Below are 12950 nucleotides of genomic sequence, written 5' to 3' on the forward strand. Positions count from 1 at the left end.
GGGGACAGGTGTGTGACTAAGAAGATTTTAGCGGTCGCGTCGGGCGGTGGACATTGGCAACAACTGATGTTGATGCGTCGAGCCTTCGAGGGGAATGACGTGCGCTTCATCACCACTTTGCCTGGGCTGCCGGAGCAGTTCGATGCGCATCCCGCGGCGATCGTGCGTGACTGCAATCGGAATGAACGGGTGAAATCCTTCCTGTCGCTGCTGGCGATTACCTGGCAGATACTAAAGTTTCGTCCGGATGTAATCATTTCAACGGGTGCCTTGCCCGGGGTGATGGCCCTTGCGGTCGGCCGTCTTTTCGGTGCCCGAACGATTTGGGTCGACTCCATCGCGAATGCTGAAGAAATGTCGATGTCCGGAAGGCTGGCACGACGTTTTGCCCATCTTTGGCTCAGCCAATGGGACCATGTGGCGAAGGATGCGGGCGCTGAGTATGCGGGGGCCGTACTGTGATTTTCGTAACCGTGGGTACGCAGCTGGCTTTTCCCCGCTTGATGGAAGCGTTCGATACCTTGGCCCCGGGATTGGGTGAGGACGTTGTCGCCCAAGTCGGACCCGATACAGGTAATTATCCGAACCTGAAGGCGCAGCCGAACGTCGCCCCCGATGAATTCGAGCGCCTGTTTACCGAAGCCCGTTTGGTGGTCGGCCATGCCGGGGTAGGGACCATCCTGTCCGCCAAACGGTTTGGAACGCCGCTGGTGCTGATGCCGCGGCGGCATGCCTTGGGCGAACATCGCAACGATCATCAACTGGCGACGGCCAAGGCGGTCGAAAAATTACCCGGCGTTTACATCGCGTGGCAGGCGGATGAGCTTGCCGGATTGCTTGTCAGGGATGATCTCAAACCGATGACAAATGATGAAAGTCCAACACATTCCGCCCTTATCGGCCGTTTGAAAGCGTTTATAGAAACCGCTTAAGTTATTGTCGGCACGCTGAATCGCCGGGCCTTCTTCTTGTCAGGTTCCTATTGTCGCTGATGGCGTCGATGGTGTTTGATGGTTGCAACAGCAAACGCACACGGAACACGATGACCGGTCCTTCCCTGAACGATTTCTATAACACTGGCGGCAAGATGGCCGTTGAGCGCGATGCGGCCTATGACAGGGCGAAGAGTATCGCCGAAAAGGGCTCGGCGACGGAACGGATGGCCCTGGCGCAGGAAGACGATGTACCGGCGGAAATCCTGTTCTTCCTTGCAAATGACAAAAATGCCGACGTTCGCCGCGCGGTTTCCGGCAACGACAGCGCACCAATCCATGCCGACCTGATTCTCGCCAAGGATGTGGAAGACGATATCCGCGGTGGGATCGGCGAGAAAATGGGCCGGATTTTACCCGCCATGTCAGGCGAGCAGAATCAGAAGGTCGTCGATATGGCGTTCCAGGTGGCGGGTGTTCTGGCCCAAGACCGGTTGCCGACGGTGCGGGCGCTGATCGCCCAGCAGGTCAAATCACTGAACAACGTGCCGAAGGACATCGTCATGACCCTGGCACGGGATACCGAGGCCATGGTGTCTGTTCCGGTTTTGGAATTCTCACCACTGTTGAGTGAGGTGGACCTGATCGAATTGATTTCGACCGGTGTGAATGGTGAGGCGCTTGCCGCGGTCGCCCGGCGCGAGAACCTGACATCATCCGTGTCCCAGGCCATCGTCGCGACGGAAGATGACCTTGCGGTGCCGGCCTTGCTCGCCAACAGGACGGCGGAGATCGGGCAGGAGGCGATGGAGGCGATCGTCGAAGCGGGCGAAAATCATCCCGGTTGGCACCAACCCCTGGTCGAGCGCGGCGGGTTCGCCAATGAATTGGTCATTCGCATCGCTTCCTATGCCAGCGAGCGGTTGGTGGAAAAGTTGCTTTCGGAGCATGACGAAATCGATGCGGAAACGAAGGATAACCTGCGGCAATCGGTGCGCGAGCGTATGCAGGATTTGAAGATGGCTTGGGATAAGAACGACCCTGAGGTCGTCCGCGCCCATATCTTCCATCGTGACGGCAAATTGACCGCGCAGACCATGGCCGTTGCCGCAGCCCAAGGGGAAGAGACCTTCGTGTTGACAGCCTTGTCCCTAATGACAGGCGTTCATGACACGATCGTCCGGCGCGCTTTGCAGGGGGCGGAATCGAACAAGGCGGCGGTGACCCTGGCCTGGAAAGCCGAACTTGGCCCGAAATTCGCCCAAATTCTGCAGTCTGAGCTGCTGCGTTTGCCGAAAGCGGAGATCTTGTCGCCGAACGCGTCCGGCAAGTATCCGTTGGAAGATCTGGAGATGCGCAAATTGCTGATGGTGATGCGCTGACATCCTTGCTGTCCCGGATGTTCGGAACCTGCCGCCGTCAAGCAACCTGCGGCTATTTATCCCTCCCGTCGTCGTCCAGTCCTTTTGCGCCACGCCGTGAGTCCCGTTAAGGTCTTGCCTTCCTTTTATTTCTTTAGGTTGGGCCGTGCCGGAAATCTCACCCTTTGGAACCTGGCGTTCCGATATCACCACAGATCTGATCACGCAGGGCGCCGTGTCCTTGGGGCAAGTTGGCGTCGACGGCGACGACATCTATTGGACGGAGTTGCGATCCTGGGAAGCGGGGCGCACCGTTCTGGTTCGCCAGAACGCCAAAGGCGAGCGGGTCGATATGACGCCGACGCCGATGAACGTCCGCAGCCGGGTTCATGAATATGGCGGCCTGTGTTTCGTAACCGGCAATGGTGGTGCGTGGTTCGTCAACGGCGCCGATAACAGGATCTACCGCGCAGATGGGGCGGGGGCCGCGTCACCCTTGACCCGTAAGGGCGATGCCAGTTTTGCGGACCTTATCCTGGATGAGGGCCGGGAACGGCTGATCGCGGTCCGGGAGGATTTTTCCGGGAACGGCGAGTCGTCTAACAGTATTGTCGCCGTTGGGTTCGATGGAACTGTCACGGTCCTGGCGGAAGGCGCTGATTTTTATGCCTTTCCGCGATTGTCACCCGATGGGGCGGACCTTGCCTGGATCGAATGGCGGCACCCGAACATGCCGTGGGATGGAAGCGAACTCAGGCTTGCCGCCTTCGATGCCGCGGGAAAATTGACCGACCCGGTTACAATTGCGGGCGGGATGCGGGAGAGCGTTTTCCAGCCCGGCTGGTCGCCGGGCGGTGAGCTTTATTACGTCTCCGACCGAAGCGGGTTTTGGAACCTCTACCGGGCGGGCGAGCCCGAACGCCATTATGCGATGGACGCGGAGTGCGGCCTGCCTTTGTGGCAATTCGGCATGTGCACCTATGCCTTTCTGGATGAGGGGCGGGCCGTTCTTACCTATGCGGTCGACGGCGAATGGAAACTCGGCATTCTGGACCTCGGCTCGGGTTCGCTGGAACCGGTTGAGAGCGACTATGTCTCGTTTGCCTGGATGATTGCCCATGGGGGGGCGGTTTGGTTCGTCGGCGGATTGGCGGATGCACCGGACCAACTCGTCGAATGGCGGCCATCGGCTAATGCCTGGACCGTGCTGCGGCGATCGTCGGATACGGATCTCGATCCCGCCTCCATTTCCAAGGCTGAAACCATATGCTTTCCGACCCAAGAGGGACGGCATGCTTATGCCTATTTCTATCCGCCCGCGAATGCCGGCTTCCAGGCGCCCGAGGGGGAACGTCCCCCATTGATCGTGAAGGGGCATGGCGGGCCGACCGGCCAGTCCAGCAACGCGCTTGCCTTGAAAATCCAGTATTGGACCAGCCGCGGCTTTGCCGTCGTCGACGTCAATTACGGCGGTAGTACCGGTTATGGGCGGGATTACCGCCAGCGCTTGGATGGAAACTGGGGTGTCGTCGATGTCGAGGATTGCGTCAACGCGGCGCGTTTCCTGGCCGACCAGGGAATGGTCGACGGGGATAGGATGGCGATCACGGGCGGCAGCGCCGGTGGCTTCACCGTTCTCAGCGCACTGACCTTCCATGATGTCTTCAAGGCCGGTTGCAGCGCCTATGGCATCGGTGACCTGGAAGCGCTGACCCGGGACACACATAAATTCGAAAGCCGTTACCTGGATCGCTTGGTTGGGGAATGGCCCGAACAGGCCGATCTCTACCGCCGGCGTTCTCCCATCCATCATACGGAATTGCTGAGCTGCCCGGTGATTTTCCTGCAAGGGGCGGACGACAAGGTTGTTCCCCCCAATCAGGCCGAATCTATGGTCGCCGCATTGAAGGAAAAGGGACTTCCTGTCGCCTATTTGCTGTTCGACGGGGAAGGGCATGGTTTCCGGCGCGCGGAAAATGTTTGCCGGGCCTTGGAAGCGGAACTCTCGTTCTATGCCCAGGTTTTCGGCTTCGACCCGGCGGATGAAATCAAGCCGGTCCGGATCGAAAACCTGTGACGGTCGCGGGCGAGTGCGATACCGTCCAAGCGGCTTAGAAGTTGATGTTTTTTGGGAGGAATTGACGTGCAGTTCTATGACTATTTCCGCTCGTCCGCGGCTTATCGCTGCCGGATCGCCCTCAATCTGAAAGGTCTTGAGCCAGAGCGGACCTTCGTGAACCTACGGACCGGGGAAGTTCGCAGCGACTGGTATACGAAAATCAACCCGCAGCAATTGGTCCCAACGCTGATCGATGGCGACGCCACGCTGACCCAGTCTTTGGCGATCATCGAATATCTGGACGAGATTCACCCGGAACCGGCCTTTATGCCGAAGGATCCGCTTGGGAAAGCGCGCGTCCGGGCAATTTCCCAAACCATCGCCTGTGACATCCACCCGCTGAACAACCTCCGTATCCTTAATTATCTGACCGGTGAACTTGGCCAGAGTGAGGAGGCCAAGAACCAGTGGTATGTCCATTGGGTGACTCTCGGCTTTACGGCGCTGGAAGCACAATTGGCGGCGAGTGCGGATACCGGGACCTATTGTCATGGCGACACGGTGACCATGGCCGATATCTGCCTGGTGCCACAGGTCTTCAACGCCCGGCGTTTCAATACCGATATGACGCCCTATCCGACGATCGTTCGAATCGACGAGGCCCTCGCGCAATTGCCGGCGGTTGCCGACGCCGCGCCTGGAAAGCAGCCCGACGCGGTCTAGATTGAGCGCGTTGGTTCAGGAGGAAACATCAAGTGAGCGACGGCAAATCGGTGACGGCGGCCCTTTTGATTATCGGGAACGAAATTCTCAGTGGGCGGACGCATGACAAGAATATAGCGCATATTGCCGGAAAACTGACCGAGGCGGGCATCCGCCTCAGGGAAGTGCGCGTTGTGCCGGATATCGAAGAGGAAGTCGTCCACGCGGTGAACCGGTTGCGGGCGAAATACACCTACCTGTTCACGACCGGCGGGATCGGACCGACGCATGACGACATCACGGCGGAATGCATTGCGAAAGCTTTCGGGCGCGCTTTGATCCGCCACCCGGAAGCCGATCGCCGACTGGTCGAGCACTATCAGCGCACGGGCATGGACTATAACGAAATGCGCCAGCGCATGGCCAATACGCCTGAAGGCGCGGCGCTGGTCGACAATCCTGTTTCGACCGCGCCGGGGTTCCAGGTAGATAACGTTTATGTGATGGCCGGCGTGCCGCGTATCATGCAGGCGATGCTCGATAATATTCTGCCGACGCTTGTGGGCGGGCCGAAAATGCTGTCGCGGACGGTGATTGCCGAACTGGGGGAAGGGGTAATCGCGGGCGGTTTGCGGGATATTCAAAACCTGTATCCCGGCATCGATATCGGCTCCTATCCCGCCTACACGAACGAAGGGTTTCGGACATCGCTGGTCCTTCGTGGAACCGATGCCGAAGAATTGGAAACCGCGTGTGACGCGGTCCGGCAGTTGGTTCGCTCGCTTGGTGCGGAGCCGGAGGACGGCGCCGCCACCTAAAGCGTTTAAGCGGCCTAAATGTTTTACAAAAGCTTGTATAAGAAGATCCGTTTTTTTGCTTGCAACGCAGGGTGAAGGGGCGGACCATCCGCCTAACGGAGGCGCTTAAAGAGCTTTGGGGATCATAAAAACCGCGCCAGCGGTTCGACCTCGGGGCGGCTCCGTGACCTATGAAAACACGGGAGTATTCCAATGAAAAAGTTTGCGATTGCCGTCGCGGCGAGTGCCTTGGCGCTTGGCGTGGCTGCGTCGGCTAACGCCAAGACGCTCGTCTATTGCTCGGAGGGCAGCCCGGAAGGGTTCGACCCCGCGCTGTACACGGCGGGAACGACGTTCGATGCCTCATCGCGTCAGATCTTCAACAAACTTGTTGAGTTCGAGCGCGGCACGACCAAGGTCGTTCCGGCCCTGGCGACGTCCTGGGATGTCAGCGACGATGGGCTGGAATACACGTTCCACCTGCGTAAGGGCGTAAAGTTCCATACGACCAGCTTCTTCACCCCGACTCGCGATTTCAACGCGGAAGACGTCGTCTTCTCGTTTGAACGCCAGCGGGTCAAAGACCATCCCTACCATTCCTATGTATCCGGCGCGTCCTGGGAATATTTCGACGGGATGTCCATGCCTGACCTGATCAAATCGGTCGAGAAGGTGGACGACTATACGGTGAAGTTCGTGTTGAATCGCCCGGAAGCCCCGATGATCGCGAACCTGGCGATGGATTTCGCGTCCATCGAATCCAAGGAATACGCGGACAAGCTGGCTGCCGACGGCAAAATGGATCAGTTGAACCAACAACCGGTCGGTACCGGTCCGTTCAAGTTCCAGGCTTACCAGAAGGACGCTGTCATTCGCTATCAGGCGCATGAAAGTTATTGGGCCGGCAAGGCGGCGATCGACACGCTGATTTTCGCGATCACGCCCGATGCGTCGGTCCGGTACCAGAAGCTGAAGGCGGGTGAATGCCATGTCATGCCATATCCGAACCCGGCTGACATCGATGCCATGAAGACCGACGGCGACGTCAACCTGCTCAGCCAGGAAGGTCTGAACGTCGGGTATCTCGCCTATAACACCAAGGTTGCCCCGTTCGACAATGTGAAGGTCCGCAAGGCCCTGAACATGGCGATCAACAAGGAAGCGATCCTGGATGCGGTCTTCCAAGGTGCGGGCAAGGTTGCCACGAACCCGATCCCGCCGACGATTTGGTCCTACAAGGCCGATCTGAAGGACGATCCGTACGATCCTGAAGCCGCGAAGAAGATGCTGGAAGCCGAAGGCGTCAAGGATCTCAGCATGAAGATCTGGGCGATGCCGGTGCAGCGTCCCTACAACCCGAACGCCAAGCGCATGGCCGAACTGATGCAGGCGGACTTCGCCAAGGTCGGCGTCAATGTCGAGATCGTTCAATTCGAATGGGGCGAGTATCTGAAGCGTTCCAAGGAACTGGACCGTGACGGTGCCGTGCTGCTGGGCTGGACCGGTGACAATGGCGACCCCGACAACTTCCTGGCCGTATTGCTGGGCTGTGACGCGGTCGGCGGGTCCAATCGCGCGCAATGGTGCTATCAGCCGTTTGAAGATGTGATTCAGAAGGCGAAGATCGTGTCCGACACGGCCGAGCGTACGAAGTTGTACGAACAGGCCCAGGTCATTTTCAAGGAGCAGGCTCCTTGGGCGACGATCGCGCATTCGGTTGTTTTCAAACCGGTTCGTAAGGAAGTCGTGGACTTCAAGATCGATCCGTTCGGCGGCCATATCTTCTATGGCGTCGATTTGAAATAGGTCGGTTGACGAATGTGGGCGGGGGACCGAGGTCCTCCGCCTTCTTCGCACCAGATCTAATTCGAATATATCCATATGATAAAGCTCCTCTTCCGGCGCGTCGGATTGATGATCCCGACCTTCATTGGCGCCACGCTTCTTTCATTCCTTTTTATCCGCATGCTTCCCGGCGACCCGGTTCTGTTAATGGCCGGAGAGCGCGGCATGACCGATGAGCGCTATCAGCGGCTACTCCACGAATTCGGGTTCGACCGTCCGTATTGGCAGCAATACCTGGAATACCTCTGGGGTGTCCTGCAGGGCGATCTGGGCGAGTCCTTCCGCACCAAAGTTCCGGTTCTTCAGGAATTCCTGACGTTGTTTCCGGCGACCGTTGAACTGTCGCTTTGCGCCATGCTTCTAGCGACGGTTATCGGCATCCCGGCGGGCGTGATCGCCGCGATACGGCGCGGCCGGGCGCTCGACCACGGGACCATGGGGACCGCGTTGGTTGGTTATTCCATGCCTATTTTCTGGTGGGCGTTGATGTTGATCATAGTGGTGTCGGGGCAATGGGGGCTCACCCCCGTTTCGGGCCGCATTTCACTGTTGTATTTCTTCGAACCCGTAACCGGTTTCATGCTGATAGACAGCCTGCTTTCCGGCCAGGAAGGCGCGTTTGGGTCGGCGGTCCAGCATTTGATTCTTCCGACCATCGTATTGGGCACGATTCCCTTGGCGGTCGTCGCCCGGCAGACACGGTCCGCCATGTTGGAAGTTTTGGGTGAGGACTATGTCCGCACGGCGCGGGCCAAGGGGCTTTCGCCATTCCGCGTCGTCGGAATTCATGCATTGCGAAACGCCTTGATTCCGGTGACCACGACGATCGGTCTTCAAATCGGTGTGCTGTTCGGCGGGGCGATCCTGACGGAAACTATCTTTGCCTGGCCGGGTATCGGCAAGTGGATGATCGAATCCGTTTCAGCGCGTGACTACTCGGTCGTTCAGGGCGGGTTGCTGCTGATTGCCGTGATTGTGATGGTCGTGAATCTCATGGTCGATCTGATGTACGGCCTCATTAATCCGAAGATCAGGTATTGAGGCGCCCGCTATGACCGATACGACGGCAGTTTCAACAGCCAACGCCGCGCCGAACAACCAAGCACCGGTCGGTCCTTGGCGGGAGTTCTGGGCCTATTTCAGCGAGAACAAGGGGGCGGTCGCAGGGCTCGGTTTCTTCGTCGTTCTGGTCGTGGTTGCCCTGCTGGCGGATTTCATTGCGCCGCACGACCCGATCGAACAATACCGGGAACATTTCCTGGTGCCCCCGGTCTGGGTTGACGGGGGCAGTTGGGATTTCCTTTTGGGAACGGATGCCGTCGGCCGCGATATACTGTCCCGTTTGATGTTCGGCGCGCGTTATTCCCTGTTCATCGGTTGCATCGTTGTTTCCGGCGCGGCCGTGGTGGGAATCGCAATCGGCTTGTTTGCCGGCTATCTGGGCGGATGGGTCGACACGGTCGCCATGCGGGTCATGGATATTCTTCTGTCGTATCCACCGTTGCTGTTGGCGCTGGTTTTCGTTGCGATCCTGGGCCCGGGTCTGGAAAACGCGATTGTCGCGATCGCCGTGATCCAACTGCCGCATTACGTTCGCCTGACGCGGGCCTCCGTCATGTCCGAGAGAAACCGCGACTATGTCACCTCTGCCCGGGTTGCGGGGGCGGGTACGCTGCGCCTCGTGACCGTTACGATCCTGCCGAACTGCATGGCGCCGATCATCGTTCAGGCGGCCTTGTCCTTTTCCACCGCAATTCTGGACGCGGCGGCGCTCGGCTTTCTCGGTATGGGCGCGCAACCTCCGCTGCCGGAATGGGGAACCATGCTTGCCGAGGCGCGGGAATTCATCCTGCGGGCCTGGTGGGTAGTGACCTTCCCGGGCGTTGCCATCCTGGTCACCGTGCTGGCGATCAATCTAATGGGCGACGGTTTGCGCGACGCTCTCGATCCGAAGTTGAAACGCTCATGAGTTTGCTTGAAATCGAAAACCTGACGGTCGAGTTTCAGACCGCGCAAGGCCAGTTCCGCGCTGTCGACGGGGTTTCCCTTTCGGTCGATCAGGGGGAGTTGATGGCGATCGTCGGCGAGTCGGGATCCGGGAAATCCGTTTCCATGCTGGCGCTGATGGGGTTGCTGCCCTGGACGGCGACGATCACCGCCGACCGTCTTGAATTCGACGGCATCGATTTGGTGCGGCAAAGCGCAAGGGACCGGCGCAAGGTCATCGGCAAGGATATGGCGATGATCTTCCAGGAACCCATGACCAGCTTGAACCCGTGCTTCACGGTCGGGTTTCAGATCACCGAGGCGTTGAAAACGCATCTGGGCGGTTCGCGCGCCACGCGGCGGGCCCGCGCCGTGGAACTTTTGAACTTGGTCGGGCTGCCGGAACCGGAACGCCGATTGAACGCCTTTCCGCACCAACTCTCAGGCGGCATGAATCAGCGCGTCATGATCGCGATCGCAATCGCCTGCCGGCCGAAACTGTTGATCGCGGACGAGCCCACGACGGCGCTGGACGTTACCATTCAGGCGCAGATCCTGGACCTGTTGCTGGACCTTCGCGAGAAGGAAGGCATGGCGCTGATCCTGATCACCCATGACATGGGGGTCGTTGCCGAAACGGCGGAGCGCGTTTCGGTCCAATATGCGGGACAGAAGGTTGAGGAACAGAAGGTCCGCGACCTGTTCCGCGACCCGCATCATCCCTATACCTCGGCCTTGCTGTCCGCCCTGCCGGAACGGGCACAAGGAAAGAAACTGCCGACCCTGCCGGGTGTCGTGCCGGGTCTGTTCGACCGGCCTGAAGGGTGTTTGTTCGCGCCGCGTTGTGCCCATGCCTTCGACCTGTGCCACAAACGGCAGGCCGTTCAGGCGGGCGCGGAAGACGGCTTCGCCTTGTGTCATACGCCCTTACGCAAGGGCGTACCGACATCCTTGGAAGGGGCATCCTTGGAAGGGCAGGTGCGGTCATGAATGCGCAAACGCCTCTCTTGAGCGGCAATGACCTGACGCGGCATTACGATATCACCGGGAAGCGCTTCGGTGAAAAACTGTCGGTCAAGGCGCTGCAAGGTGTCAGCTTTCAATTGGATAAGGGCGAAACGCTCGCCGTTGTCGGGGAAAGCGGTTGCGGGAAGTCCACCCTGGCGCGGTTGATCACGATGATTGAATCGCCGACCGCCGGGTCATTCCGGATTGGTGAGACCGTGGTCGACCGGGATACGGGCAAGCCCGGCAAGGAACTGCGGGCCGCGGTCCAAATCGTTTTTCAGGACCCGTATTCCTCACTCAATCCGCGGCAAAAGGTCGGCACCATTCTGGCCGAACCCTTGTTGATCAATCATCCGGAGATCTCGCGGGCGGATCGGGAGAAGAAGGCGCGGGACATGCTGGCCCTGGTCGGGCTGCGGCCGGAACATTATGACCGCTATCCGCATATGTTTTCCGGTGGGCAGCGTCAGCGCATCGCCGTCGCCCGTGCCTTGATGATGAATCCCAAGGTGCTGGTGTTGGACGAACCGGTTTCGGCGCTCGATCTATCTGTGCAGGCACAGATCCTGAATCTGCTGGTCGATCTGCAGGACGAATTCGGCCTAGCCTATTTATTCATCTCCCACGATCTGTCGGTCGTGCGCCACATGGCCGACCGGGTTATGGTGATGTATCTGGGCCGACCTGTCGAATACGGTGAGCGGGATGAGATTTTCAACAATCCGAAACACCCCTACACAAAGGCGCTTCTGTCCGCGACGCCCGTTGCCGACCCGGAACACACGAAACAGCGGCTGAAACTGGAAGGGGAATTGCCGTCCCCGATCAATCCGCCGGCCGGCTGTGCCTTCCATCCGCGTTGCCCGGTGGCCATCGACCGTTGCGCGAAGGAAAGGCCTGACCTCGAAGCAGTCGCGGGACGCGACGTTTCCTGCTGGCGGGCGGGGGAGAGCGTCTAGGTCCCCGTTTGGGGGGGCGCCTGGGACGCCATTGGGGCCGCTTTGCAAACCAAAACCTGTTCCTTGCCGTGGTCGGGCACGCCGCCTAGGAAGTCGCCATATTCCTCGGTCACTTCGAAACCGGCGCGGGCCAGAAGGTGTTTCATTTCCTGGCGATAGGTCCAGCGGACGGTCAGGGTCAGGTGCTCGCTGCGCTCGACCGAACCGTCTTGTCCTTCCAACTCATAGACCCAGCGGTTCTCCAGGATCTGGTTGAAGCGGTCTATCTCCACATTTTCCAAACGGGCCACGATGGTCCGGCCGGTTTCGGCGTCATGCCCGCGGCGTTCTTCCTGGGGCGGTTTCCGGAAGCTGGACAGGTCGTCGATCCGCGGGTCGAATAGATGCAGGATCATGACCCCGTCAGGCGCCAGGTGCCGACCCATTGCCCGAAGCGCCGATAGCTGGTCTTCCGGCGTCAGCAACACATGGAAGGTCCGAAAGGGCGCGATGATAAGGCCGAATTTCGTTCCCAGGTCGAAGGCCCGCATATCGCCTTGCGTGAAGGTGGGTGATGTTGCCGCCGTGGTGTGTCCCTGCGACAGGCTTTTCCGGCAGGCCAGTTGAATCATGGAAGGAGAGATTTCCAGCCCGGTCACCTTATGTCCGCGGTCGGCGAGGGACCAGGCGACGCGGCCGGTTCCGGACCCGATTTCCAGAACCGGGCCGTCCGCGCGGCCGGCCGCCACACCATAGAAATCGACATCGCCTTGCACGCAGGGCGTCGCCGACCCATGTAGCGTGTCATAAGCGCGGATATGAAGGCTGTCGCCTTCGTAGAAACCGCGGGAAGTGCGCGGCTCGGCCTTGTCTGGGGTGAGGCTGTCGGACATGAGGGGCTTGCCGGACCTGTTGATGATTAAGTGACGTTACGGGCTAGAATGGGTCGTATAGCAGCGTCACCACCACGATGGTGATGGCGATGGCAAGCAGGATTGGGGTCATGGTGCCGAAGCGGGTGGCGCGCCTGCGATGAAAAATAAGGATCGCCAGGGCGAACACCGCGATTGCACCGAAGCTCCAAACCAGTCTTTCATAGCCGTCCATCAACGGGATGTGACCTCACCTGACAAAATCCGAACGGCGCGGTATTAGCGTATGTTGAGGCCGGGCGGTGCATTGCGCCATTCTACATTGTGGGCTACCCGGCGGGCAGCTTCCGGACCACGATCCCCGCGATCGTCGGGGCCGAAGTCTGCCTCACGGTTGCCTTAATTGTCGCTTATTCTCACCCATGTGAGAAGACGGCGGTATTGATACGC

Annotated in this window: 13 protein-coding genes; 11 read left to right on the forward strand and 2 right to left on the reverse strand. The window is 59.3% G+C overall.

Annotation, left to right across the window (positions count from 1 at the left end; all coding sequences use genetic code 11):
• The first annotated feature begins 12 nt into the window (after positions 1-12).
• The 11 genes from EOI86_RS23675 (at position 13) to EOI86_RS23725 (ending at position 11649) form a co-directional block, all read left to right on the forward strand.
• A complete protein-coding gene (locus tag EOI86_RS23675) occupies positions 13-462 on the forward strand; it encodes a glycosyltransferase family protein (protein ID WP_127768147.1) in 450 nt (149 codons plus the stop codon).
• Positions 459-932 carry a glycosyltransferase gene (locus tag EOI86_RS23680; RefSeq protein ID WP_127768148.1) on the forward strand — a complete coding sequence of 158 codons (474 nt, stop codon included), beginning with the start codon at positions 459-461 and terminating at the stop codon, positions 930-932. The genes EOI86_RS23675 and EOI86_RS23680 overlap by 4 nt, the downstream gene beginning before the upstream one ends.
• A gap of 110 nt (positions 933-1042) precedes the next feature.
• Positions 1043-2314, forward strand: a complete 1272-nt coding sequence (locus EOI86_RS23685; RefSeq protein ID WP_161974007.1) for a DUF2336 domain-containing protein — start codon at positions 1043-1045, stop codon at positions 2312-2314.
• A 145-nt stretch (positions 2315-2459) separates the two neighbouring features.
• Complete coding sequence (locus EOI86_RS23690; RefSeq protein WP_127768150.1) at positions 2460-4370, forward strand: S9 family peptidase; 1911 nt, start codon at positions 2460-2462, stop codon at positions 4368-4370.
• 66 nt (positions 4371-4436) lie between these two features.
• The gene (gene maiA / locus EOI86_RS23695) at positions 4437-5075 is read left to right on the forward strand and encodes a maleylacetoacetate isomerase (RefSeq protein ID WP_127768151.1); all 639 of its coding nucleotides are present in this window, start codon (positions 4437-4439) and stop codon (positions 5073-5075) included.
• Positions 5076-5107: 32 nt separating this feature from the next.
• Complete coding sequence (locus tag EOI86_RS23700; protein WP_127768152.1) at positions 5108-5872, forward strand: competence/damage-inducible protein A; 765 nt, start codon at positions 5108-5110, stop codon at positions 5870-5872.
• A gap of 192 nt (positions 5873-6064) precedes the next feature.
• On the forward strand, positions 6065-7657 hold the full coding sequence (locus EOI86_RS23705; protein ID WP_127768153.1) for an ABC transporter substrate-binding protein: 1593 nt from the start codon (positions 6065-6067) through the stop codon (positions 7655-7657).
• A gap of 75 nt (positions 7658-7732) precedes the next feature.
• Positions 7733-8737 (forward strand): ABC transporter permease subunit, encoded by a 1005-nt coding sequence (locus tag EOI86_RS23710; protein ID WP_127768154.1) that lies wholly within the window; start codon positions 7733-7735, stop codon positions 8735-8737.
• A gap of 10 nt (positions 8738-8747) precedes the next feature.
• The gene (locus tag EOI86_RS23715; RefSeq protein ID WP_127768155.1) at positions 8748-9665 is read left to right on the forward strand and encodes an ABC transporter permease subunit; all 918 of its coding nucleotides are present in this window, start codon (positions 8748-8750) and stop codon (positions 9663-9665) included.
• Positions 9662-10672, forward strand: a complete 1011-nt coding sequence (locus tag EOI86_RS23720) for an ABC transporter ATP-binding protein (protein ID WP_127768156.1) — start codon at positions 9662-9664, stop codon at positions 10670-10672. Before EOI86_RS23715 ends, EOI86_RS23720 begins: the two co-directional genes overlap by 4 nt.
• Complete coding sequence (locus EOI86_RS23725; RefSeq protein WP_127768157.1) at positions 10669-11649, forward strand: ABC transporter ATP-binding protein; 981 nt, start codon at positions 10669-10671, stop codon at positions 11647-11649. Before EOI86_RS23720 ends, EOI86_RS23725 begins: the two co-directional genes overlap by 4 nt.
• Here the strand turns inward: EOI86_RS23725 and EOI86_RS23730 are convergent.
• Positions 11646-12521 carry a class I SAM-dependent methyltransferase gene (locus EOI86_RS23730; RefSeq protein WP_127768158.1) on the reverse strand — a complete coding sequence of 292 codons (876 nt, stop codon included), beginning with the start codon at positions 12519-12521 and terminating at the stop codon, positions 11646-11648. The genes EOI86_RS23725 and EOI86_RS23730 overlap by 4 nt on opposite strands.
• Before the next feature lie 43 nt (positions 12522-12564).
• On the reverse strand, positions 12565-12738 hold the full coding sequence (locus EOI86_RS24510) for a hypothetical protein (RefSeq protein ID WP_153811700.1): 174 nt from the start codon (positions 12736-12738) through the stop codon (positions 12565-12567).
• Between the last annotated feature and the right edge of the window lie 212 nt (positions 12739-12950).

Source organism: Hwanghaeella grinnelliae (assembly GCF_004005845.1).
Lineage (GTDB): Bacteria > Pseudomonadota > Alphaproteobacteria > UBA8366 > Aestuariispiraceae > Hwanghaeella > Hwanghaeella grinnelliae.